The sequence below is a fragment of the Bradyrhizobium sp. STM 3561 genome, assembly GCF_045571455.1.
Classification (GTDB): domain Bacteria; phylum Pseudomonadota; class Alphaproteobacteria; order Rhizobiales; family Xanthobacteraceae; genus Bradyrhizobium; species Bradyrhizobium vignae.
Map to the genome: position 1 here is coordinate 2,879,537 of NZ_CP120695.1, position 24,519 is coordinate 2,904,055.

Sequence of the window (24,519 nt, forward strand, 5' to 3'; positions counted from 1 at the left end):
AGCTGAGGGGCCCTTGAGCGCAGACGCAATAACTCGCAAAACAACCCCATGCACAGTAGCTAAGTCCTGCTGCGACAACAGCTTTTGCATCCGCGCAAATGGCGGTCGAGCCGTCGGGCCAAACAGTCCGTACTGCCGTCTTCGGAAAATCACCAGGACAGCCGATCGGTCTCACGAAGGTCCTCTTCCGTCAGCCGACGACATCTCCATCTCGATGTCTGCAAGCACAGGCAAATGGTCGGAATAAGCCCTTGCCTCTCGGTCGGTCCAAACGTTCCCAAACCGGCTGTCGGGCGTTGCATAGATCCTGTCGAGCCGTAGAAGGGGCAGACGCGCCGGGAAGGTTCGAAGCCGCGTACGGTTTGGACAGACCTGCGCGAGCACGCGCCGCACCGACTTCACCCAGAACCAGTCGTTGAAGTCGCCGAGGACGACGGTCCTTCCAGGTTTCACCAGGCTCGCCAGAGCCCGAGCCTGCGCATAGCGCTCGTGGACACTGAGGCCGAGATGAGTGGCCACCACGCGCACATCGCCAAAAGGTGTCAGCAGTCCCGTGGCAATCGCTCTGCGTGGTTCCCGCTCCCGATACGATACGTCGACGATCTCGGGCACGCTGGAGAACGGAAAGCGGCTCAGGAGCATCTGACCGTACTCGCCATCCCGAGTGACGATCGACTTGGCGTGAACGCGATGATCGCCGACGACACTCGCCAGCTTCGCAAACGGATCGTCGGACCGCGATCGCGAATCCACCTCCTGAAGCGCCACGACATCCGGCGACCACTTGCGAATGATGCAGCAAACCCCCTCCAGATCAAATGTCGGATTGAGATTGAACGTGCCGTGCACATTCCAGGTCATGAAGCGCATCGGCGCCATCAGCGCCTCCCAGCGAGCCACGTCGCGACGAATTGTGCGCCCGCGCAGATCCCGAGCCAGCCCAGAAATGCCAGGGCCAGCAGCAAAATGTTGCTCCAGGAGGCATTCCTGGCCAGATCCGCGATCTGAGCGCCCAGAACGGCCATGGCGAGAATTCCGGGCATCATGCCCAGCAGAGTTCCAACCAGGAAGTCGCGCAGCGGCAGCGTGCTCGCTCCGGCCACGACATTCACCAACGAGAATGGTGCGACGGGAATCATCCGGATCACGACGACAGCCAGAATGCCCTCGCCCACGACACGTTCCTGGATGCGCCCCGCACGTCGGCCGAGCAACTTCTGGAGGCGTTCTCGGCCAAGTGACCGCCCGATCACAAAAAGAACGAAAGCGCTGAGCAAGACGCCGGCCATTGCGGTGACGAAGCCCAGCCATGGCCCGAGTGCGGCAGCAGTAGCTGCAATGAGCACGAGAACCGGAAACACGACCAGCCCGCCGACGACAAACGCGGTGATCGCGAACAGTGGACCCCAGATGGACTGCGAGTAGGCAGACAGTAGAGCCGAGATATGCGCGGCGTCGGCAAAATCAGTCAATGACGTGTACGACCAAGCCATTCCCAGTCCGAAAAGCCCCACCGCTATCGACGCAATGCCAATTATGGTCTTCGTGCGCCACATGCGCGATGCCGCCCGTTCCAGATGAAGAGGCCGCTCAGGATCCGCCACGGGCTGAACCATTGTGGCCAGCGTACTGGTCAGGACCGAGCACTCCACGTCCCGCAGCGTCTTCGCCCCATCGGCGCTCGCCACGTCGTCCAGCACAGCGAAAAGACGATCCTCGTTTTGCCCTATGATCTGTTCGTCGAGACCACAGAAATGGGCGATCAGGCGGCGGCGGACCGACGCGATGAAATCCCGATGCTCCTCGGTTGCGGCTTCAAAAATCAGGTCACATTCGCTGTCGGCCCCCATCGACCGATTGTTCAGGTTGGCCGAGCCGATCCTCAAGATCCTGTTATCGACGATGATGAGCTTGCTGTGCACCATCACGGCAGCGTCCGTGTCCCCGCTGCGTGAGACCGGGTAGACGAAGCGGATGCGATCCGCGATACCCGCCGTGCCGAAGCAATCGATGAAAGCTCCGCGGCCGTTTTGCATGGCCTGGGATTCCAGCCATGAGGAGTGCAGCTTGGGCGCGACCACCAGTACCCGAAGCGAAGGCACGCGAAGCATCTGCTCCACCAGTTCACGCGCGATCTTGATGGCGCTGGTGAACTGGTTCTCGATGTAAATGAAACTCGTCGCGGACCGGATCGCTGCAATCAACGAGCGTTCGACCTCATTGATGCTCGAGCCTGCAGGACAGACGACCTCGGTCCTGGCGATGCCGACCGGCATATGCTCGGCCTCGATCGGTACATTCGCCGGCCAGCGACTGCTCCTCGGCGCGCGCCGGTCGTGCGCCTTTCCCCCTGCCGCACGCCATCGCCCTTCCGCAATGTCGAGGAGCGAGGCCGCAGCCTCCCCGTCGACCATGCATTGAACATCATGAAAGGGCGGGTATGGCTTACCCTCGGGATCGCAGCGCAATTCGTGAACGGCACGATGCTCGCTCGTGTCCCAGCGCCTGATCGTCAGATCGAGCCCGCCGACGAACGCCAGTGAACCGTCGATACAGACGATCTTCTGGTGTTGCGCCGATCCAAACGGAAGCGTGGCATCCAGATGAAACCGGACGCGGCCATATGTTTCGGCGGTAAATTTCGCTGCAGAGTTCCATTCCCTTTCGGAGGCGTAAAACGAGACGAAGTCCCAGACGAGGATGTCGATCCGCAAGGTCGGGCGGCGATGAACGAGCGCGCGCAGGAAGGCGCCGAGTTGTTCGGGCAAGCCGTCATCTGCGCGCCCGGAAGCGCCGACCAGCCTGGTTTCACTATGGATATCCCATCCGATGATATAGACGAGATCTTGCGCTTCCAGCAGCGCTTGCCGGAGGGCCGCGAAATAAACGGCAGCATCATTCAGAACCGCCACACGCTGCGCTTCACACCGCCGCCAGACGGTGTCGCCGGGCATCAGGGTCGATGAACTCTGAAGCAGGTGGACCTCGCAATTCGCGTTTTCGTCCAAACGCGCCGGACGCTCAAGGGGTTCCACGTCTTCAGTGCGTGCGAATGCCGTTACCTGGTATGCACGCTCTTTGCACCCGCGCTCCTCAAGACATCTGCGATCTTCTCGGGCGCATCGCCGTGAAAATCCACGGAGACCTCGATCGGACCTTCCAGCTTCTGCCGCCCCTCCGGCGCGGGCGACGCCTTGACGTCGCTACCTGCCGGACGGGTCCCCACCGTGTTGGCGCCGCCGGCGGCTTGAACGAACACATCGCTTCGCGGCACGCCGCATTCCTGCACGACATGCTCAACTGCGAGCTCGGCGCCGCGGCGCGTATCGAATTCCCCGATGATCGTACTTTCCACAAGCGCTCTCCATGAATGGGTCGAGAGTGCGAACAACAGGCGAGCCAAGGCCAGGTTCCTGCAAGCTTCGGGATGTGTTTCTCCGTCGTTGGAGCATCGGCTTGGTTGGAGCATCGACTTGGTTGAAGCATCGACTTGGTTGAAGCATCGACTTGGACCACGCGCTGGCGCTTAGAATCGAATGATCCCGAACAGGAACAGAAGTGCGACAGTGACCAGGCCGGAGATCAGCAGCGAGCCGAGACATCCCAGCCGGTTCGAGAAAAAGAAGAACATGCGTGGCCCGCTGTGAAACTTCCTGTCGGGCTAATCTCTGACGTTCGAGGGCGTTCCTGCCCCGCTGTCGTTCGTCGTTATGGCGAGGCGCGCCGGCGCTTCGGACCACAAGGCCTGGCGCGAGGCTGCAGACAAATTCCGCGAGGCCACGGGCAAGGTGGCCGCGGCCCGCACCGCGGACGTCGATGCCGCGCTCATTCTACGCCGTACACGGATATTCCGTGGAGCACTGGTATCACTGATGAGCTGGGCATCTAAGATCAAGGCGCACTGGCACAACAAGCGCCCACGTGGCGATGCCTGGAGATCGACGGGGAGGTTTTCGGCGGCGTGGATGGGAGCGATCCCGAGCCGGTGGTCGCTTCACTCCTGCGGGACCTCCAGCAGATGATGGAAGGCCGCCCAGCCTGAAGTCTCCTCGGCCCGCCGGTTCACGCTGGCGGGCTCAATAATAGCGATAATATCGGCGTCGGGGACCGCGATCGTAGTAGTCACCGCCGTAGTACCCTCGGCCCTGCTGAAACTGCGGGGGTACCGTTCCGTTTGGATAGCATTGTCCATCTCGGATATCGACGTCGGCGCCATGGCCGCAGGGCACCGGATATCTGCCATGGCCGTAGCCGCCCCCGCGATAATAGTACTGCCTCGCGGCCTGTTCTTGAGGAGGAAGGTATCCGTTTGGATAGCACATGCCGTCACGGGCGCTGACGTCCCAGCCGTCGCCGCACGGCGGAGGGTGCCTGGGGACGCCATACTGGACCTGCTGGATGGGCTGGTGAGTCTCCATCGCCGGCAAAGCCTGACCCGTGAGTAGCGCTGCGACGAGCCCGATAATAATCATCCGACAACCTCCACAAGGCGCAGGGTGCTTCAGCCGGTATGAACCCCCCGTGAATGGTTCGGTTCACGCTGGCGGGCCTCTCTGTTTGAGGCGGCATGCGATAAGCCGAACGGCGACGGCGCCAGCAAGATTGCCACGCCCAATGAGGTGAAGACGTCTGGGTCTAAGCCACGGTCGATTGCACGTTCGTTTGTGTACAGCCGCGCCCAATAGAGATAATAAATTGATTTTGCTTAGCTTTTGGCGGAAGGGGTGGGATTCGAACCCACGGTACCCTTGCGGGCACGCCGGTTTTCAAGACCGGTGCCTTAAACCACTCGGCCACCCTTCCTGAGCTTGGAATGGCTGTCGCTTAACCCAGTCGACTGCGCAAGGCAACGCGAAGTTGGGCGCCCTCGCCTCCCAGCTCCTTGTCAGGCAAGCGTCAGCCTGTTGCCTTAGGCTGCACGCCTAGCAATCCCGATACCGGCGACATCTCCCAGGGCGTCGCAGGTTGCGAGGCCCGGGTTGGATTGGTCTCCATGCCCGGGCCTCGTTTTGCTGCTCGCAAACGAAACCGGCGCCCCAGGAGGAGCGCCGCTCGAAGCCGGTTCTGTTACGTGGCATCAGTAGCCGCAGGACGCGCAGCCCATCTGCACCGGGGCGTAGTAGGAATAGCCTGGCGAGACCATCTCGACGCGTTGGCGCGTGGCGTATTGCGGCGGGATGCGTTCGTACTGGACGCTCGGGGGCGCCACCATCACGGTCTGCGGCACCATCACGGTGCGATACTGCGCCGGCGTGCGGTGCGCGACGACGGCGCCGGGCGAGACCATCACGGTCTCGTCGACGGTACGGTATTGCGGCGGCACATATTGCTGCTGATAGCAGGTCGTGCACGACGGCGGCGCATAGCAATTGTAGCAGCCTGCGGAGGCTGCGTCCGTCATGGACATCGCGGCGACGGCAGTGGAAAAAACAACGGCGAGAGTACGAGACATTGCAGTGGTGCCCCAATTGCCCGAAATGGATTTGCGAAGTGTCGCGGGAGTATACGCCGCAAGACCTTGCCTGGCCGAACTTCGTCGGGGCATCCTTAACGCGAACGGCTGATCGCGGCGAACCGGTAAGAACTCATTGACCACGCGCATTGGCGCGCGATGGGCGTCTGCTCCGAAGTCCGCATGACGAGCGAGAGCGTGATCGCTGCTCCGGCAATTCGACATCGCCGCGGTACTCGTTCGAGCGGAAGTTTCTTCCGCCGATGGTCGAGCCTCAACGCCTCGCGGCTCTTTCCAGGAACTCCAGCAGCGAGGGATCGGTCTCCTCGAGTTCGACGAAGCGGCGGCGCAGCTCGTCGGCGATTTCGGCGGTGGCATCCCGCGACCATCCCTCCGCGGTATTGAAGGCCACGATGCGTGTGGGATGCAGATACTGCCCTTCGGCGAGATGTCTGAGCAGGGTCGCGCGATTGGCATCCTCCTCGGCAGTTTCACACCAGGCGCGGCCCAGCCGGCGGCCGAAATCATCGAGCACGAGATAGACGTCCTGGTCTGTCGTAATTTGCGGCACGAGTGATGGAGAATGACTCATGGCTAGCTCCGCTAGTGGCAATCCGGAGCGTTGCGGACGGATCTCGATATGGTGACCGCCTCGGCCGGATTCGGAAAACATGAATTTCGGCGATGTTTCTCAGGATGGCACGATTAAATCGAAAATAAAATAAAAAATAATAAGAATTAAATAGCGAGGTGTGGACAAATGCACTAAGTTGACCGGGCCTGGCGGGCGAGCCCGCGCGTCGGGTGCCCACTTCGCAAACGGCTCCCGCTCCCACCCCCAACAGCCCACGCCCCGGGAAGCGGGGGCCGTTCTTTCCGAATCTTCTCTTCGGCTCCGTGTTTCCTGCAACGGCGCATCCGCGCGCTCGCGTGGAGCCGCGAGCCGTTCCGGAAGACCGTCGATCCAGCCTGTGACGTGCCGATCAGGCGCCTATCTCGAGCGCCGCTTCACCTCGCGCACCGCGCCGCGCGCGGCGCTGGTGGTGAGCGCGGCATAGGCCTGAAGCGCGGTCGAGACGTTGCGCTTGCGGCTCTGCGGCTGCCAGGCGGCATCGCCCTTCGCCTCCTCCGCAGCGCGGCGCTTGGCGAGCTCCTCGTCGGAGACTTCCAGGCTGATGCTGCGGTTCGGGATGTCGATGGCGATTAGGTCGCCGTCGCGCACGAGACCGATGGTGCCGCCTTCGGCAGCTTCCGGCGACAGATGGCCGATCGACAGGCCCGAGGAGCCGCCGGAGAAACGGCCGTCGGTAACGAGCGCACAGGCTTTGCCGAGGCCCATCGATTTCAGATAGCTCGTCGGATACAGCATCTCCTGCATGCCGGGGCCGCCGCGCGGGCCTTCATAGCGCACGACGACGACGTCACCGGCGACGACCTTGCCGCCCAAAATGCCTTCGACCGCGGCGTCCTGGCTCTCGAACACGCGCGCGGGGCCGGAGAATTTCAGGATCGAGGCGTCGACGCCGGCGGTCTTCACGATGCAGCCGTCCTGCGCGAGGTTGCCGTAGAGCACGGCGAGACCGCCGTCCTTGCTGAAGGCATGTTCGAGATCGCGCACGACGCCCTTCTCGCGGTCGGCATCGAGCTCGTCATAGCGGCGCTCCTGGCTGAACGCGACCTGGGTCGGGATGCCGCCGGGCGAGGCGCGATAGAAGGTGCGCACCTGTTCGCTCTTGGTGCGCTTGATGTCCCAGCGCTCCAATGCCTCGTTCATGGTCGGCGCGTGCACGGTCGAGACCGAAGTGTCGATCAGCCCGGCGCGGTCGAGCTCGCCGAGAATGCCCATGATGCCGCCGGCGCGGTGCACGTCCTCGACGTGCACGTCAGCCACTGACGGCGCGACCTTGCAGAGCACGGGCACCCGGCGCGACAGCCGGTCGATGTCGCGCATGGTGAACTCGACCTGGCCTTCATGGGCGGCGGCGAGCAGATGCAGCACGGTGTTGGTCGAGCCGCCCATCGCGATGTCGAGCGTCATGGCGTTCTCGAACGCCTTGAAGTTCGCGATGTTGCGCGGCAGGACCGAAGCATCGTCCTGCTCGTAGTAGCGGCGGACGAGATCGACGATGGTGTGGCCGGCCTCGACGAACAGGCGCTTGCGGTCGGCATGGGTTGCGACCACCGAGCCGTTGCCGGGCAGCGCGAGGCCAAGCGCCTCGGTGAGGCAGTTCATGGAATTGGCGGTGAACATGCCCGAGCAGGAGCCGCAGGTCGGACAGGCCGAGCGCTCGATCACCTTGACGTCGTCGTCGCTGACCTTGGAGTCGGCGGCGGCCACCATGGCGTCGATGAGGTCGACGGCCCTGGTCTTGCCCTCGAGCTTGACCTTGCCGGCCTCCATCGGGCCGCCCGAGACGAACACGGCGGGGATGTTGAGCCGCAGCGCGGCCATCAGCATGCCGGGCGTGATCTTGTCGCAGTTGGAGATGCAGACGAGTCCGTCGGCGCAGTGCGCGTTGGCCATGTACTCGACGCTGTCGGCGATCAACTCGCGAGAGGGCAGGCTGTAGAGCATGCCGTCATGGCCCATGGCGATGCCGTCGTCGACTGCGATGGTGTTGAACTCTTTCGCCACGCCGCCGGCCTGCTCGATCTCGCGCGCCACCAGCTGGCCGAGATCCTTGAGATGGACGTGGCCGGGCACGAACTGGGTGAAGGAGTTGACGACCGCGATGATCGGCTTGCCGAAATCGCCGTCCTTCATGCCCGTCGCACGCCAGAGGCCGCGGGCGCCCGCCATGTTGCGGCCGTGGGTGGTGGTGCGGGAGCGATAGGCTGGCATGGCGGTTTCCGTCCTCGATTGGCTTGGGCCGGGCAGAAAATGAAAGCCGCCTCAGGCCTTTCCGGCCGGATAGCGCACGGACCCGGCGGGCGCAACGGGAACTTGCCGCGAAACGGCCCGGATCGGCCCCGTGCAGGCCTCCCCTGCTCCCGGCGCGTGGGCGCAGGCGGTCTCAGTCGTCATGGGGCTTGTCCCGGGCATCCACGTTCTTGGTTCTGCGCGGCAAAGACGTGGATGGCCGGGACAAGCCCGGCCATGACGGAGCACTTACTGCAGCGTCGGATCGAGCCGGTCGCGCAGCCAGTCGCCGATTACTGACACCGCCAGCGTGGTGACGACGATGGTGGTCGCCGGCGCCAGCATGATCCAGGGTGCCCGGGTGAGGTATTCGCGGCCATAGCCGACCATGTTGCCGAGGCTGGTCATCGGCGGCTGCACGCCGAGACCGAGGAACGACAGGCCGGATTCCGTCAGGATCACCTCTGGGAAGACCAGCGTGGTCGAGACGATCAGGGTGGAGGCGATGTTGGGCAGGATGTGTCGGAGATAGATCCGCGACGGCGTTGCGCCAAGCTGGCGGACGGCGACGGCGTAGCCTTGCGCATTGGCGGAGATCGCAAGGCCGCGCGCGATGCGGGCGTAGCGCTCCCAGCCGAACAGGCCCATCAGGCCGATCAAGAGCGGCAGCGAGTTGCCGAAAAAGGCGAGCACCGCCAGCGCCATGATCAGGAAGGGCATGCTGGCCTGGAAGTCGGACAGCATCAGCACGAGCTGCTCCACCAGCCCTCGGAAATGCGCGGCGAGGAAGCCGAGCGTGGTGCCGACCATCGCCGAGATCGCGGTGGCGCCGAAGGCGATCAGCAGCGAGATGCGGATGGAGACGAGCAACCGCGACAACACGTCCCGGCCGAGCTCGTCGGTACCCAGCCAGTGCGCGGCATTGCCGGGCGCCGAGAGCCGGTTGCGCAGGTCGAGCTGGGTGAAGCCGTAAGGTGCGATCTTCTCCGCGAAAGCCGCAATGACGAGCATCGCCACGATCCAGGAGATCGCGAGCGCAACCGAGACAGGAATCGCCGGCAGGCTGATGCGGCGGCGGACGCTAGATCCTAGTCTTGACGCGTTTTCTTTACGCGAGACGGAATCCACGTCGCTTGAAAACGCCTTGGTGTCCTTCAGCGTCGCGTCGGTCATGCGTGCGCTCCTTTGCTGCGCAGCCGCGGATCGAGGAAGCCGTAGAGGAAGTCGACGACCAGGTTGGACGTCACCATGGTCATGGCAACCAGCAGAAGGATGCATTGCACGACCGCGAGGTCGCGGTTGGCGACCGCGACGACGAGCAGGCGCCCTACTCCCGGCCAGGCAAACACGCTCTCGACCACGACCGCGCCGGCCATCAGCGTACCCACCATGAAGCCGAGAATGGTGACAGTCGGGATCGCCGCGTTCGGCAGCGCATGCGAGGTCACCACCTTGCGCCACGGCACGCCTTTGGCCGAGGCGGTGCGGATGTAGGGTTGGCCCAGCACTTCGAGCATTGCGCTGCGGGTGAAGCGCGCCAGCACAGCAGCTCCGCCGAGGCTCAGCGTTGCGATCGGCAGGATGGCGTGGCGCCAACTGTCTTGCCCGCCTGAGGGCAGCCAGCCGAGCTGCACGGCGAAGACGAGCACCAGCACCAGCGCGAGCACGAAGCTCGGTACCGTGAAACCAGCCACCGCCGTCATCATCACGGCACGGTCGATGCCCGAGCCGCGATGCAGCGCGGCGTAGATGCCGGCGGGAATGCCGAGCGCGACCTTGAAGACGAAGGCCGGCAAGGTCAGCGCCAGCGTCGCCGGAATCCGCTCCAGCACCAGCTCGATCGCGGGCCGGCCGTCGCGCATGGAGCGGCCGAGCTCGCCCCTGGCGATGGCGCCGAAATAGTCGAGATACTGAAACCAGATGGGATCATCGAGGCCCCAGGCCTTGCGAAACGCCGCGAGCACCTCAGGCGGCGCCTCGGGTCCCAGGATCATCAGCGCGGGATCGCCCGAGAGACGCAGCACGACGAACGCGAAGGTGACGACGAGCACGATCGTCAGCGCCGCGCGTCCGATCCGAATGGCGAAATAGCGTCCCATCACGCCGCGTCCCGCGCCGGCGTGCCCGTGACGAGATGGCACGCGACCCGTCTGTCACCGCTGATGGCCGCGAGCGTCGGCACCTCACTCGCACAGCGTGCAATCGCGCGCGGGCAGCGCGGATGGAAGGCGCAGCCTTGCGGGCGCGCCGCCGGGTTCGGCGGATCGCCTGACAGCACGATCCGGCCGGCGCTGCGGCGGCCCGGCGCGGGCGAGGCCGAGACCAGTGCCTCCGTATAGGGGTGCTCGGGGCGCGCAAAGAGATCGTCGGCGCTGCCGATCTCGACGATGCGGCCGAGATACATCACGGCGACGACATTGCTGATCTGCCTGACGACGCGCAGGTCGTGGCTGATGAACAGCAGCGTCAGCGACAGCTGGGCCTGGAGATCGGCGAGCAGGTTCACCACCTGCGCCTGGATCGAGACGTCGAGCGCGCTGACCGGCTCGTCGCAGACGAGAAAATCGGGCTTGGTCGCCAGCGCCCGCGCCAGCACGATACGCTGGCGCTGGCCGCCGGACAGCGCGCCCGGATAGCGCTGCGCCGGTGTCAGCTCGACCGCGCGCAGCAATTCGCGCACGCGCTCCTCGCGCATCGCGGGCGTGCCGAGGCCGTGGATGTCGAGCGGCTCGCGGATCTGCGTTGCGACCGGCAGGCGCCGGTCCAGCGCCCCCAGCGGGTCCTGGAAGATCATCTGCATGCGCGCGCGCTGGGCGCGCCACACGGCTGTTCCCGGCGCGGCCATGGGCTTGCCGCCAAACCGCACCTCGCCGCTATCGGACGGCTCGAGGCCGAGCACGATCCGCCCCGTGGTCGACTTGCCCGAGCCGGACTCTCCGACAAGGCCCAGCGTTTGGCCTCTGGCAATCGTGAGCGACACAGCGTCGACGGCATGCACAGCCGTCGCTCGGCCGAACATTCCGGAGCGCATCGAATAGGTGCGCGAGATCGCGGAGACCTCGACGAGCGGCGCGCTCATTCGGCGGCGATCCCGAGCAGCGCGCGGCGCGAAGCCTCGGCGCGGATGCAGGCGACGCTGCGGTCGTTCGCGATTGGCGCCAGGCTCGGCGCGGCCAGGCCGCACGGTTCGGCTGCCAGCGCGCAGCGCGGCGCGAAAGCGCAGCCGCTTGGCATCTGCGCGGGATCGGGCACCGTTCCAGGAATAGCGGTGAGACGCCGCCGCGGTCCGTCGAGCGGCGGCAGTGCGCCGATCAGGCCCTGCGCGTAGGGATGCACGGGATCGGCGAACAGCTGGTTGCTCGGGGCGTCCTCGACGAGGCGGCCGGCATACATCACCGCGACACGGTCGCAATTCTCCGCGACGACGCCGAGATCGTGGCTGATCAGCACCATCGCCATGCCGAGCTCGCGGCGGACCGTAGAGAGCAGCTCCAGGATCTGGGCCTGGATGGTGGCGTCGAGCGCCGTGGTCGGCTCGTCCGCGATCAGGAGATCGGGATTTCCGGCCAGCGCCATCGCGATCATGATGCGCTGGATCTGCCCGCCGGAGAATTCGTGCGGATAGGCCTCTAACCGCCGCGCCGCATCGGGAATGCCGACGAGTTCGAGCAGCCGCCGTGCTTCCGTCTTCACGGCGCTGCCTTGGAGATCACGATGCAGCGCCAGTGCTTCGCAGAGCTGCTTGCGAATGGTCAGCACCGGATTGAGCGCGCTCGCCGGATCCTGGAAGATCATGGCGATGCGCCCGCCCCTGACATGATCGAGCTCGGCTGCCGGCGCGCCGAGGATCTCTCGTCCCTCGAGCTGCACCGAGCCTGTGACATGCGCATGCCGGGGCAACAGACCGAGCGCGGCCAGCCACGTCACCGACTTGCCGGAGCCGGACTCCCCGACGAGGCCGAGGGCCTCGCCCCTCTGCAAGACAATGTCGACGCCGAGCAGGACCGGCACGCCGTTGAAGGCGACGCGCAAGTCCCGGATGCTGACCAGCGGCGGCACGTCAGGCCTCGAAATTGCCGGCGCGGAAATCCATCGCGAAGGCGGGCGCCGCCTTCCACTTGATCGACTTCGGCTTGGCCGTGAAGGTCGCGTTCTGGTGCAGCACCGTGTAGGCGGGATCTTCGCGCTCGGCGATCTCGAGCATGCGGTGGAATGCCTTCCTGCGGGCGGCGCGGTCGGTCGAGGTCTCCAGGAACTCCGAGAGCTTGTTGAGCTCGACATTGGTCCATTCGCCGATCTGCTGCTGCTGGCCGTTCGGGCCGTGCTGGGCGACCAGCGAGGACACCGGATCGTTGAACGCGGCCGAGTTCGACCAGTCGCGCACGGCGCGGGTCGGCGCACGCTCCATGATCTGCGACCAGTTCTCCTTGGTCTCGATCTGCACGTTGAGCCCGACCGACTTCCACATCTCGACCAGGATCTGCGCGGTCGCGACCTGGTTGGTGTAGTAGTTGTTGAGCAGGCGATAGGGAATCGGATCGCCCTTGTAGCCCGCCTGCTTCAACAGATCCTGCGCGAGCTTGGGATCGTAGGCCGGCACGTTCCAGTCGGCATTGAACATGTCGCCGTAGAATTCCCACTGCAGCCCCTTCGGCACGCGGGTGCGGCCGGCCCACAGGCTGTCGACGATGGCCTGGCGGTCGATCGCGTGGGTGAAGGCACGCCTGACAAGCGGGTTGGCGAGCACGGCGTGGTTCTTGTCGAACACGGTCAGCCGGTGATTGAGGATGGTGCCGCCCTGCACTTCGAACGCGGCGTTCTTCTCGATGCCGGCGATCTGGTCCGGTGGGATGTCGCAGGCGAACTGGTATTCGCCCGACAAGAGACCGTTGATGCGGCTCGCGACTTCAGGCACTTCGAGGAAACGGATGCGCTTGAGCGGCGGGCGGCCGCCCCAATATTCGTCATGCGCTTCGAGGGTCAGCGACACGTCGGGCTTGAGCTCGACGACCCTGTACGGACCCGTCGTGATCGGCTTGCGCGCCCAGTCGAGATAGCTGGCGGACTCTTCCCAGGCGCGGCGGTTCATGATGTCGGAGCCGTAGCGCGACAGCCGGCCCTCGATCGTGACATCGGGCGTCGCGTTGTAGAAGCGCACGGTGTACTTGTCGACGGCATCGACGCGCACGAGGTCGGGCCAGATCCGGCGGGCGACGGCCGGCACATCCGGCGGCAGCTCCTTGCCCGGGCGCGGCGTCGGGATTTTCTCAAAGGCCTGGATGGTGGAGCGGCTCTTGGCCTCGGTCTCGCCGAACATGCGCTCGCGGCTGAAGGTGAAGACGACGTCTTCCGCCGTCAGCTCGTCGCCGTTGTGGAATTTAACGCCCTGTCGCAGTTTCACCTCGACGGTCTGATCGTCGATGCGGTGCCATTCGGTCGCAAGGCCAGGCACGGCTTCCAGATTGCCGCGCCAATTCTTGGAGATCAGGCCTTCCCAGATCGAGGAGAAGAACACGCGCTCGCCGACATTGGATTGCTCGCGCAGCACGTCGAGCACGTTCGCATTGGTAACCTTCTGCACGGCGATCGTCACCGACGGACGGTTGTCGCCTTGCGCGATCGCAAAGCGCGGCAGCAGCAATGTGCCGGCGGCGGCACCACCGGACGTCAGGATGGTGCGACGGGTGAGCTTGCTCATGATGATGACCCCTGCCCTTTCCGATCCGACTATTCAGCGAGACCGAGCGCGGCGAGATGCGCGGCGCCCTTCCGGATGTCGTCGTGGTTACGGAGCTCGAGGATGAGCCGCGGGTTGGACGTCAGCCGGCCAAGGGCGCGGAACACGGCGATCCAGGGGATATTGCCTTCGCCCGGCGCCCAGTGCCGGTCGGCAAAGCCGTCGGTGTCCTGCAGGTGCACATGCGTCAGCATGTCGCCGGCGGTCTCGACGTAATAGTCGACCGGCGGCGCTCCGGTGGAGACATGCGCGTAATTGGCGTGGCCGGTGTCGAGCGAGACGCGGACCTTGCTGCTTTCGAGCGCCTTGGCAAGGCGCACGCGGTCGCGCGGATCCTTGTCCTCGATGTTCTCGATGACGATTTCGCAGCCGATGGTTTCGGCGCGCGCGATCACCTCGGCGAGCGTCGCCTTGACGCGTTCGACGAGATTGCCGCGATTGTCGGGATAGAGATCGAGATTGTTGTGGTCCCAGGTCGTGAACGGCGAATGGATCACCATCTGCGTTGCGCCGAGGAACTCGGCGGCGTCCAGCCCCTGGAGCAGGCGCTTGGTCACCGCCTGACGGATCATGGGATCATGGCTGTCGATCTTGAAGCCCCAGAACGGGCCATGGATGCCGAGCCGGCCGGTGTAACCGGCGAGCATCTGCTTGATCTCGCCGGCGGTCGCGCGCCAGTCGCTCTCGAGCAGATCGGCACGGAAGAAGTCCTGGATTTCCAGATCGCGCTGCCGTTCGAGAAGCCAATCGCGATGCGCGGGGATCGATTTGATGGATAATGCGGCGCCCAACACCGGCTTCGACATGGCATGCTCCCTGGCCGTGATGACGGCAGCAGCGCTAGACCACTTCAATGACAGGCCCGTGAAATGCAGGTTGCGAGGTCCCGATGGGATGTGGACATCCCGTCGGTCGCGCGCTGCAGATCTGCGATGGCGACCGACGCAGAATGAACAGATGGCAAGCGGTATTCATGTCCGTAGTGATCCGGGATGGAATCCTAACCGGCCTTCGCGTACATCGCGCGACATCGATCGGCGGCCACTCCACGGGCATCACCTCCGATCGCGCAACATGGGGTTGGGGGACCACATGGGGCGGGGATTGAAGGCTGGGGCAAGGTGACGAGGTCCGGACTCCTAGGCACTCCGGACCTCGCGCTTTCCATCAGCACGGGGCGTCCCAGCATATGCCTCAGCCCACATGCCTGCCATGAAGCAGCTCGAGATGAGCGTCAGCTCACATCGCATCCTTCAGCGTCAGCCGCGCCATGAACGTCACGCTGATCTTTTCCCCGGCGGATGTCAGATCGTCCCTCCTCCAACGCCGCCCGATCAGTTCGGAACGTTCCGCTCCAGATCCTCGAGCCAAGCGGCCGCACTCGAATCCGACGGCGCGCGCCAGTCGCCGCGCGGCGACAGTGAGCCGCCGGCCGAGACCTTCGGCCCGTTCGGCATGGCCGAGCGCTTGAACTGGCTGAAGGCGAAGAAGCGGCGCAGGAACACTTCCAGCCAGCGGCGGATCTCCGGCAGATCATAGGCCCTGCGCCGGTCGCTCGGAAAAGCCGGCGGCCATTCGCCCTTCTCGGCGTCCTTCCACGCCTGTAGCGCCATGAAGGCGATCTTGGACGGCCGCATGCCGAAGCGCAGCGTATAGAACAGGTTGAAATCCTGCAGCTCGTAAGGCCCAACGGACGCTTCCGTGCTCTGCGGTTTCTCGCCGGGCTGCACCGGCACGAGCTCGGGCGAGATTTCAGCGGCCAGGATCGAGCCAAGCGTCCGGTTGACGTCGTCACTGAACTGCTTCGAGGAGATCACCCAACGGATCAGATGCTGGATCAGCGTCTTCGGCACGCCGGCATTGACGTTGTAGTGCGCCATCTGGTCGCCGACGCCATAGGTGCACCAGCCGAGCGCGAGCTCGGAGAGATCGCCGGTTCCGATGACGATGCCGCCGTGATGGTTGGCAAGCCGGAACAAATAGTCCGTGCGAAGGCCCGCCTGCACGTTCTCGAACGTGACATCATAGACCTTCTCGCCCTTGCCGAAGGGGTGGCCGATGTCCTTCAGCATCTGGGTCGCGGTGGTCCGGATGTCGAGCTCCTGCCAGCTCGTGTGCAGCGCCTGCATCAGCGCCAGAGCGTTGGTCTTGCTCTCGCTGCCGGTGGCAAAGCCGGGCATGGTGTAGGCAAGGATGTTCTCACGCGGCAGGCCGAGCAGGTCGATCGCCTTGGCGGCGACGATCAACGCGTGGGTGGAATCGAGGCCACCGGATACGCCGATCACGACGCGCTTGGTACCGGTCGCGCGCATGCGCTGCACGAGTCCGGCGACCTGGATGTTGTAGGCCTCGTAGCAATCCTGCTCGAGCAGGCTCTCGTCGCTCGGCACGAAAGGGAATCGCTCGACCTTGCGCAGGAAGCCGATATCGGCCGCCGGCGGCTTCAGGGCAAATGTCACCTTGCGGAAAAACGCCTCGCGCTGCCGACGGTTGTCGTCGAACGTTCCCATCAGCGCGCGTTCCTGCCTGAGCAGGTCGAGATCGACATCGGCATATGTGATCTGGCCGCCCTGCCGGAATCGCTCGCCCTCGGCCAGCAGCACGCCATTCTCGTAGATCGAGGTCTGGCCGTCCCAGGCGAGATCGGTGGTGGATTCCCCTGCCCCGGCGGCGGAATAGACGTAGGCCGCGAGGCAGCGCGCCGACGTCGATTGGCACAGCAGCGCGCGCGAGCGGGCCCGGCCGATCGTGATCGGACTGCCCGAAAGATTGATCAGCACGCTTGCGCCCGCGAGTGCGAGCTCGGAGGCCGGCGTCACCGGGATCCACATGTCCTCGCAGATCTCGACGCCGATGGTGAGGCCCGGAACGTCCTCAGCGGCGAACAGGAGATCCACGCCGAACGGCGCGTGCAGGCCGGCGAAGGCGATCGTCTCTCCGGCGATGCCGGCGCCGGAGGCGAAATGCCGTCCCTCGTAGAACTCGCGATAGGTCGGCAGGTAGCTCTTGGGCACCACACCGAGGATGTTGCCGCGGTGAATAACGACGGCGCAATTGTAGATGCGATGACCAAAGCGTAGCGGCGCCCCGACGATCAGCACCGTCATCAGCCCGGCGGAGGCCTCAACAATCGCGGCGAGCCCGCGCTCGACCGCATCGAGCAGCGAATCCTGCTTCACAAGATCTTCGATCGCATAGCCGGACAGGCAGAGCTCAGGAAAAACGGCAACTGCCACCGACTGCTCGTGGCAGGCATCGGCGGCGGCCAGGACAGCCTTGGCGTTGGCCGTGGGATCGGCGACATGGGACGTGGTGACACAGGCCGCCACGCGCGCAAATCCGTGAGCGTAGATCGAATGGAAAGTCATCGAGCGCAGTACCCTTGAATCTCTTCGCTGCCGAAGCCGTCAGCTCCGGACCATATGTAGCCCATCGACAGGGTCCCGTGCGAGCCATCCGCCGTCATGCATACCGGATTTGCAAGACGGCCTGTCCAGCGCTGGCGAGCTCAGGCGCTGCGGGCCAGCACACCGGACAGATCCTCGCGCAGCCATTCGGCGATCCGGGGCCAGGCATGCGCGTGGGTGCGCGCGCCCATGAACAGGCCGAGATGGTTGCTCGGCTCGGAAGCCGCCGCAATGAAGGCCGGCGGCGTGCCGACAAGCCGGGCGGTGGCAAGCGCTTGCGTCGCCGGCACCACTTCGTCGTCGAGCCCGGCGAGCAGGAAGATCGGCGACTTGACGTCCTTCAGACGAACCGGGCGGCCGAGTGCGACGAAATCGTCGCGGGCAATCATGTTCTCCCGGAAAATCCCATTGACGATCTCGAGATAGTAGGTGCCCGGCAGATTGAGCGTCTCGGCATTCCAGCGGTCGAAGCGCGCGAGCAGCGCCGTTCCCTGCTCATCCGAGAGATCCCGCTGCAAGGCCGCTACGATGTCGTCGTCATCAGGCGCTTTGGACCAGAAGCGCAGCATCTCCTCGCCGCTGACATTGCCGCCGCCGCGCGCGACGAGCTGGTCGTAGACCATCCCGGGCGCGTTGCGGGCGAGCCGGGAGAGCGAGGAATCGATCGACAGGTCCACGGGAGCGCCGACCAGGACCAGCCGCCGCACCTTGGCCGGAAAGCGCGCCGCGTAGAGCAGCGACAGCCATCCGCCTTGGCAGAGCCCGACGAGATCGACCGGCGCGCCGATCTCGTCGACGGCGACGTTGAGATCGCCGAGATAGCTGTCGATCGAGAGATAGCGCATGTCTGATGTCGCCGACCGCCAGTCGGTGAGATAGACCCGGTCGATACCGCCATTCTGCAATGACTGCACCACGCTGTGGCCCGGGGCGAAATCGGCGATCAGGGCCCGATGCAGCGCATAGGGCGCGCAGACCAGCGCCGGCTGGCCGGACCGAATCTGCGAGCAATCGCGCAGCTGCATTGTTGCGAGCTCCAATGCAACGCTGTTGGGTGTCGTCCATGCCAGGCTGCTGTCACGCGGCTCCGCGGGTCCACGATCCAGCCACCAGAAGCAGGCGTCCATGGCAAGCTGCGCTGCCGCAAACGGCCACAGCCGCGGATCATCAGCAGCATGCCCTGATCCGCGTGTCTGTTTGGCGGTCTTTTCCACCATGGCTACCTCGATGTCCTCACAGGAAAGCCTCGAGGCTGACGACGGCGATCCCGAGATCCCGAAAGCTTTGATGGGTCGCGGCCACCGAGCCGTCGAGATCGATGCCTCGGCAGGCATCCTCGATGACGGCCACCTCCAACCCCGCCTTGCGCGCATCCTCCGCCGAGAAGCGGACGCAGAAGTCCAGCGCCAGACCGGCGACGAAGACGGTCTTCAGCTCGCGTTCGCGCAAATAACCGAGCAGTCCGGTCGGCGTCCGATGGTCGTTCTCGAACAGCGCCGAATAGGAATCGATGCCACGGCGAAAGCCCTTGCGCACCACGAGGCTCGCCCGGGTCACGTCGAGATCGCGATGAAATTCAGCCCCCGCCGTGCCTTGCACGCAATGCGCTGGCCATAACACCTGCCGGCCGTAGTCGAGCTCGATCGCCTGGAACGGCTGCTTGCCAACATGGTTCGACGCGAACGAGACGTGGTCGCGCGGATGCCAGTCCTGGGTCAGTACTACATTGGTGAATTTTTGGGCGATCCGATTGATGGCGGGGACGACCTTTTCGCCGCTGGGAACGGCAAGCGCTCCACCGGTACAGAAATCGTTCTGTACGTCGATCACCAGCAGCACGTCGCGGTCGGAAATCTTCATCGCAAGGTCCCGTTCGAGCCGCCCGGTGTCGAGCACCGGACGCCCCCTCCCAATGTCGATCTTCCGGCGCAGCTTCGCAACCACAGACCGCGTGCGGCGATACCGCGCTGATGGACGCTGATGGACAAGGTCGTCCAGGATGCAACGGTTTGACCTTATCCGTGTTGACTAGGAACAACCAAGCGAGGATCCTCAGACCGTCCGCGTTTGCGGATCGGATCAGGAACGGAGGCGAAGGTTCCCGAGGGCCGCCAGGGCCGCGGAAGCCGCAGGGCCATGGGCATCGGCAGGACAGGAAAGATTCTTCTCGCCGATATCGGCGGCACCAATGCGCGCTTCGCACTGAGCCTGAGCGATCAGACCGGACCGATCGATATCGATTATGTGAAGGTCGCCGACTTTCCGACCGTCCGCGAAGCCATCGCGGACGTCCTGGCGCGCCGGTCGGGCGGCGATCAGCCCAAAAGAGCAGTGCTGGCGGTGGCGGGTCCCGTCACCAACAACCGCTGCGTCATGACCAACAGCCCCTGGGTCATCGACGGCAACGAGCTGCAGCCCGCGCTCGGCTTCGACAGCGTCCATGTGCTGAACGACTTCGAGGTGGTGGCTTGGTCCCTGCCCGCCTTGCAACCTGCCGACCTCCTCCCGCTGGGCGGAGGCGATGGCTTGCCCGGAGAGCCGTTGCTGGTGGTCGGGCCAGGAACCGGTTTTGGTGTCTCCTGTCTGATTGAACGCCATGGCGCGCGACTGGCCGTCGTCACTGAGGCCGGGCACGCGACCCTGCCGGCTGAGAACGAGCGCGAGGAACGTGTGATTGCGTGCTTGCGCCGACGCCTCGGCCATGTCTCCATCGAGCGTGGCGCACTCTCGGGTTCCGGGCTGCAGAATCTCTACGAAGCGTTGGCTGAGATCGATGGCGTCCAGGTGCCGCATCGCGATGCCGCGGCCATCACCAAATCCGCGCTGGAGGGCAGTTGTCCCGTCAGCCGCGCGACGCTGGAGATGTTTTGCGCCATCCTTGGCTCGGTCGCCGGCAATCTCGCGGTGACCTTCGGAGCCCGCGGTGGCGTCTATATCGCCGGCGGAATCGTGCCGCGCTTTCACGAATTCCTTGCGGCCTCCGCGTTCCGGGCGCGCTTTGAAGCGAAGGGACGCTTCCAGGATTATCTGCGCAACATCCCGACCAGGCTCGTGATCAAGCCTGATGCGAGCTTCGTCGGCCTGAAGATGTTTGCCGACCACACTTCGGATTGACGGGCCGTTCGCTCTTTGCCGCTCACGGGCGACGGTAATTCACAGCAGATTTCTGCGGGCGCCCGGTTCCAGGCAGGAACGCGCTTGCGTACACATCTCAGATGAGAAACAATCTCATCGTGTGTGGCGTAGTTGCGGGGGCGTGACATGCGTAAACAGGATTTCGGTTTCGACTATCACCGCTATCACCGCCTGTTGCGCGAAGCCGACAGCGAAGACAAGCGGTTGGCCCTGATCGAACTCCTGATCGAGGAAAAGGCCCGTGACCGGCTGGCTGCGCAGCGCGCTTCGGATCGCGCGGCCATGACGGCTCACACCATCGCCATGGTGCTGAGGAACGGTCGCAACTGAGGCTTGCAATCCGGTCGCGCCCGCTGAGAACGCGGGATTCGTTTCCGATTCCGTTAACGACGCCTCGCAATCTCATGTCAAACTTTTTGCTCTAAAGGTTCCCTCACCTGATGCAATTCAGGATCAACAAGGGGGGAATGAACATGAGCATGATTTCACTTATCGCGATGCCGGCCGCCGTCGAGACGCGTTTCGCCGATTCGTCCTTCAAGACCATCTTGCTGTTCTGCTGCACGGGCGTGGTCGCCTCGTTCGGTCTGATGGCGCGCGGCATCGACCTCGGCGCCGGCCTGATGTGAGAGCGCGACGAATTCCGTCGTCAAATGGCCGCCCAGAGGGGCGGCCATTTTCGTTGGTGCTCAGTGTTGAGCTTTGTCCGGGGCTCCCGGAAACATCGAATCGATCATCGCCTTGAGCTGATCGATCGCGATCGGCTTGCGCAGGATCGGCCTGCGCCGGAGCAAGGACGGCAGCAGTTCCGGGCCGTAGCCTGTGGCGAACAGAAACGGTTTTCCGCGACGCTCGATCAAGTCGGCGACCGGATCGACGTAGACGCCCATCAAATTGATGTCGAGGATGGCCAGATCGTATTGCGCGGTCATGGCAAAGGCGCTGGCGTCGCGCACATTGTCTGCTTCCGCGACGACGTGGTGGCCGAGTTCCTCCACCATGTCGGCGATCATCATCCGGATCAACGCCTCGTCTTCGACCAGGAAAACGGAGAGTCCGTCCGCCATATCAACCCCGCAGTCAGCCTTGCGAAGCTAACCATAACCGAATTGCGGAGAGGATTCACGAATTCGTGGCGGGCGCGTCAATTCAGATGCGTCCGAGCCGATTCAACTTGATCAATCCAATCCGCGCTCGCGGCTGAGGCGCACCATCTCCTGAATGAAGACCTGCTTCTGCTTGTCGTCGAGGCTCGAATAAAGCGGCTCGGCGGCGTCGGCGACGTTGCGTTGGTCGGCAGCCCGATCAATCAGGAACTGGGCTTCGTTGCGCATCTGCTCGATGATGTCGTCGGGTGGATCCCGCTTGGCGCGCGCAACCCGCAGGTTGAGCCGCTCTGCACCATTATGCCCGAGGTAGTGCATCGCGCTCGCGAAGCCATACCAGTGCTTCTCCTGATCCGCCGTCAGATTCAGCTCGGTCTTGATCCGCTCGATATAGGAATCGCTGTTGGCGACAATCTGCTCGGCCGTCAGCTGCGGCGCGCCGGTCTGGGTGAGGACCGTGACATCCTTGTTGTCTTTATTGCCCTTGTTGTCCTGCGGCGCGTTCTTCGCCTCCTTGCTCGCCTTGGCACCCTTGCCCGCCTTGGCGCTCTTGGCATCCTTGTCCTTGGCCGCCCCCTGCTGCTTGGCGTCCTTGCTGGACTCCTTGGCGGGCGGCGGCTGATTGTTGCCGTTGCTGTTGCCGACGCCGAGCACGCCGGTGAAGACGCCAACCACGCCGCCGATCGCGCCGCCGAGCACGCCACCGACCGGACCTGCCGCCTTGTTCCCGGCCGCGGCGCCTTCCTGAACGCCTTTGACCAAACCTTGAGCATTCGCCACCGCGGCGGCACCGAGCAACAGCGTAAGCACGGCGCCCAGCGCGAGGCATCGCCGCAGGTAAAGCCGCGCTGACGGCGCCGTGTCGGTCATTCTCGTCTCCATCTCTGTTCTGAGTCTTTTCTGACTGGCCTATCGGGGGGAGTCACGGGCCAGCTGCAACTCTATCGTTTCCGCCGGTTCGAGGTCCAGACGCATCCGATCCGCTGTCCACGCCCGAAAAGTCTTTGGCGCGAAGCGGTTATGCAGGCTTATTCGAAACTGCGGCGTAAATGCGCACCGATCCTTCCAGACGGATCGACGCGAAGTGTGCGTCGCAAAAACAACGAGCGCCCTGCCCCTGCGATCCGTCGCCTCGACACGCGTCCGACGTTTTCCGGACACAACGTTAGTTCTAGACGCGGAGCCATTCGGCTTTCTCGACAGACGCGATCAATCATGATCTGATCGCGCTACCAATTTGCCGCGGCATCCGTGAATTGACCACGCGGGCCGACGGCGCAAATAAGAAAATCGAGCAACAAGAACTCAATAAAGAAGTCTCTCAGAGGAAGCTCCAACAACAACACCCAAGCGAGGAAACGAGATGTCACGAAAGACACTGACGCGACGTCAATTTGTGGCTGCCACAGCAATGTCCTCCGCGGCGCTGATCACGGCGCCCTATGTCCGGGGCGCCTACGCTGCCGGCAAACTCTCGATCGGCTTCTGGGACCATTGGGTGCCGGGCGCCAACCAGGCCTCGACCGATCTCGTCAATGAATGGGCGGCGAAGGAGAAGGTCGAAGTCTCCATCGACTACATCACCAGCAACAACAAAAAGATCGAGCTGACCGCCGCCGCCGAAGCCCAGGCGAAATCTGGCCATGACATTCTCCAGATGCCGAGCTGGTGGCCGCAGGCCTACGCCGAGAATCTCGAGCCGCTCAACGACGTCATGGAGCCGCTCCTCAAGCAGAATGGCGAGGTGAACGGCACCGTCAAATATCTCGGACAATCCGGCGGCAAATGGCTCGCGGTGCCCGCGACACCCGGCAGCCAGATCAAAGGCCCCTGCTCCCGCATCGATCTGATGAAGAAGCACGCCGGCATCGACGTGCAGGAGATGTATCCGGTCGGCGCTCCGCCCAAGGCGGAGAACTGGACCATGGAGACCTTCCTGAAGGCGGCCGAGGCTTGCCAGAAGGCCGGCTTTGCCTTCGGCATCGGTCTCGGCGAGACCACCGACAGCGTGGATACCGCCGGCGCGATCTTCCAGTCGTTCGGCGCCGAGCTCGTCAATGCCAAGGGCGATATCACGGTGAAGACCGATCAGGTCCGCCAGGCCATGGAATTCTACAAGAAGCTGATCGCGTTCCTGCCGCCGGATGCGCCGTCATGGGACGACGCTTCGAACAACAAATGGCTGATCTCCGGCCGCGGCGCGATGATCCTCAACCCGCCGAGCGCCTGGGCCGTCGCCAAGCGCGATGCGCCGCAGGTCGCCGAGCAGTGCTGGACGCACGGCTTCCCGTCCGGTCCCAAGGGCCGGTTCGCACCGTACCTGCCCTACTTCTGGGGCGTCTGGAGCTTCGGCAAGAACAAGGAGGCGGCCAAGAGCCTGCTCGTTCACCTGTCCGCGCCATCGTCGATCGAGAAGTTCGTTGCGGTGAGCGGCGGCTACGACCTGCCGGCCTACGCGAACATGACCAAGTTCAAGACCTGGGCGGAGGAAGGCCCGCCGAAGGGAACGCTCTTCCACTATCCGGATCCCTACAAGCATCAGACGCTGTCGATCGCAGCGTCGCCCGCGCCGCCCAAGATCGCGCAACAGATCTACTTCCAGGCGACGCTGACGAAGATGGCGCTGCGCTATGCGCGCGGCGAGAGGTTGGATCAGGCGCTCGCCTGGGCCGAGGGCGAGTGCGAAGGCTTCATGCGGAGCTAAGCCGGGCGTGTGCCAGGGCGGCTCGCGCCACGCGCGTGAGCCGCCAGGGCTCCGTCATCGGATCCGCAAGACCTTGAAGCCGACCGTTATGGCCGGCTCCAAGCTTGGACTGCTTGCA

21 protein-coding genes and 1 tRNA gene are annotated in these 24,519 nt (G+C 64.2%); 4 read left to right on the top strand and 18 right to left on the bottom strand.

Features of this window, described 5'->3' with window-relative positions; all coding sequences use genetic code 11:
• Positions 1–171: 171 nt before the first annotated feature.
• The 16 genes from P6U28_RS13475 to pncA all read right to left on the bottom strand — a co-directional run bounded on the left by P6U28_RS13475 (position 172) and on the right by pncA (position 19,316).
• Positions 172–879: an endonuclease/exonuclease/phosphatase family protein gene (locus tag P6U28_RS13475; RefSeq protein WP_122406671.1), complete on the bottom strand. Its 708-nt coding sequence runs from the start codon at positions 877–879 to the stop codon at positions 172–174.
• Positions 879–3,008 carry a VTT domain-containing protein gene (locus tag P6U28_RS13480; protein WP_244607652.1) on the bottom strand — a complete coding sequence of 710 codons (2,130 nt, stop codon included), beginning with the start codon at positions 3,006–3,008 and terminating at the stop codon, positions 879–881. The genes P6U28_RS13475 and P6U28_RS13480 overlap by 1 nt, the downstream gene beginning before the upstream one ends.
• Positions 3,009–3,058: 50 nt before the next feature.
• A complete protein-coding gene (locus P6U28_RS13485) occupies positions 3,059–3,355 on the bottom strand; it encodes a hypothetical protein (RefSeq protein WP_129143480.1) in 297 nt (98 codons plus the stop codon).
• A gap of 1,358 nt (positions 3,356–4,713) precedes the next feature.
• Positions 4,714–4,803: transfer RNA gene (locus P6U28_RS13490), tRNA-Ser, on the bottom strand.
• A 274-nt stretch (positions 4,804–5,077) separates the two neighbouring features.
• Positions 5,078–5,401: a hypothetical protein gene (locus P6U28_RS13495; RefSeq protein WP_162500275.1), complete on the bottom strand. Its 324-nt coding sequence runs from the start codon at positions 5,399–5,401 to the stop codon at positions 5,078–5,080.
• Between the two features lie 325 nt (positions 5,402–5,726).
• A complete protein-coding gene (locus tag P6U28_RS13500; protein WP_122403251.1) occupies positions 5,727–6,044 on the bottom strand; it encodes a hypothetical protein in 318 nt (105 codons plus the stop codon).
• Positions 6,045–6,443: 399 nt separating this feature from the next.
• Entirely contained in the window at positions 6,444–8,294 is a 1,851-nt protein-coding gene (ilvD, locus tag P6U28_RS13505; RefSeq protein WP_122403250.1) for a dihydroxy-acid dehydratase, read from the bottom strand.
• A gap of 267 nt (positions 8,295–8,561) precedes the next feature.
• Positions 8,562–9,485, bottom strand: a complete 924-nt coding sequence (locus P6U28_RS13510; RefSeq protein ID WP_122403249.1) for an ABC transporter permease — start codon at positions 9,483–9,485, stop codon at positions 8,562–8,564.
• Complete coding sequence (locus tag P6U28_RS13515) at positions 9,482–10,411, bottom strand: ABC transporter permease (protein WP_162500274.1); 930 nt, start codon at positions 10,409–10,411, stop codon at positions 9,482–9,484. The genes P6U28_RS13510 and P6U28_RS13515 overlap by 4 nt, the downstream gene beginning before the upstream one ends.
• Entirely contained in the window at positions 10,411–11,391 is a 981-nt protein-coding gene (locus P6U28_RS13520; protein ID WP_129143478.1) for an ABC transporter ATP-binding protein, read from the bottom strand. The genes P6U28_RS13515 and P6U28_RS13520 overlap by 1 nt, the downstream gene beginning before the upstream one ends.
• Positions 11,388–12,371 (bottom strand): ABC transporter ATP-binding protein, encoded by a 984-nt coding sequence (locus tag P6U28_RS13525; RefSeq protein ID WP_407122428.1) that lies wholly within the window; start codon positions 12,369–12,371, stop codon positions 11,388–11,390. Before P6U28_RS13525 ends, P6U28_RS13520 begins: the two co-directional genes overlap by 4 nt.
• Before the next feature lies 1 nt (position 12,372).
• The gene (locus tag P6U28_RS13530; protein ID WP_122403245.1) at positions 12,373–14,010 is read right to left on the bottom strand and encodes an ABC transporter substrate-binding protein; all 1,638 of its coding nucleotides are present in this window, start codon (positions 14,008–14,010) and stop codon (positions 12,373–12,375) included.
• 29 nt (positions 14,011–14,039) lie between these two features.
• Complete coding sequence (locus P6U28_RS13535; protein ID WP_122403244.1) at positions 14,040–14,855, bottom strand: sugar phosphate isomerase/epimerase; 816 nt, start codon at positions 14,853–14,855, stop codon at positions 14,040–14,042.
• Positions 14,856–15,383: 528 nt separating this feature from the next.
• On the bottom strand, positions 15,384–17,417 hold the full coding sequence (locus tag P6U28_RS13540; protein WP_407122429.1) for an NAD(+) synthase: 2,034 nt from the start codon (positions 17,415–17,417) through the stop codon (positions 15,384–15,386).
• A 140-nt stretch (positions 17,418–17,557) separates the two neighbouring features.
• Positions 17,558–18,673 (bottom strand): alpha/beta fold hydrolase, encoded by a 1,116-nt coding sequence (locus P6U28_RS13545; RefSeq protein WP_122403242.1) that lies wholly within the window; start codon positions 18,671–18,673, stop codon positions 17,558–17,560.
• 16 nt (positions 18,674–18,689) lie between these two features.
• Entirely contained in the window at positions 18,690–19,316 is a 627-nt protein-coding gene (gene pncA / locus P6U28_RS13550; protein ID WP_122406669.1) for a bifunctional nicotinamidase/pyrazinamidase, read from the bottom strand.
• Between the two features lie 276 nt (positions 19,317–19,592).
• Here pncA and glk point away from each other — a divergent pair, with 276 nt between their 5' ends.
• From glk to P6U28_RS13565, 3 genes are all read left to right on the top strand, one after another.
• Positions 19,593–20,570, top strand: a complete 978-nt coding sequence (gene glk / locus P6U28_RS13555; protein WP_129143477.1) for a glucokinase — start codon at positions 19,593–19,595, stop codon at positions 20,568–20,570.
• A 147-nt stretch (positions 20,571–20,717) separates the two neighbouring features.
• The gene (locus P6U28_RS13560) at positions 20,718–20,921 is read left to right on the top strand and encodes a hypothetical protein (RefSeq protein ID WP_122403241.1); all 204 of its coding nucleotides are present in this window, start codon (positions 20,718–20,720) and stop codon (positions 20,919–20,921) included.
• A 143-nt stretch (positions 20,922–21,064) separates the two neighbouring features.
• Positions 21,065–21,220: a hypothetical protein gene (locus P6U28_RS13565; protein WP_164936885.1), complete on the top strand. Its 156-nt coding sequence runs from the start codon at positions 21,065–21,067 to the stop codon at positions 21,218–21,220.
• Between the two features lie 60 nt (positions 21,221–21,280).
• On the opposite strand, the gene P6U28_RS13570 is transcribed toward P6U28_RS13565, so the two are convergent.
• Positions 21,281–21,658: a response regulator gene (locus P6U28_RS13570; RefSeq protein ID WP_122403240.1), complete on the bottom strand. Its 378-nt coding sequence runs from the start codon at positions 21,656–21,658 to the stop codon at positions 21,281–21,283.
• Between the two features lie 111 nt (positions 21,659–21,769).
• Positions 21,770–22,567, bottom strand: coding sequence for a Spy/CpxP family protein refolding chaperone (locus P6U28_RS13575; protein ID WP_407122431.1), 798 nt, complete (start codon positions 22,565–22,567; stop codon positions 21,770–21,772).
• Between the two features lie 493 nt (positions 22,568–23,060).
• On the opposite strand from P6U28_RS13575, the gene P6U28_RS13580 reads away from it, so the two are divergent.
• On the top strand, positions 23,061–24,401 hold the full coding sequence (locus P6U28_RS13580; RefSeq protein ID WP_122403238.1) for an ABC transporter substrate-binding protein: 1,341 nt from the start codon (positions 23,061–23,063) through the stop codon (positions 24,399–24,401).
• The last annotated feature ends 118 nt before the right edge of the window (positions 24,402–24,519 follow it).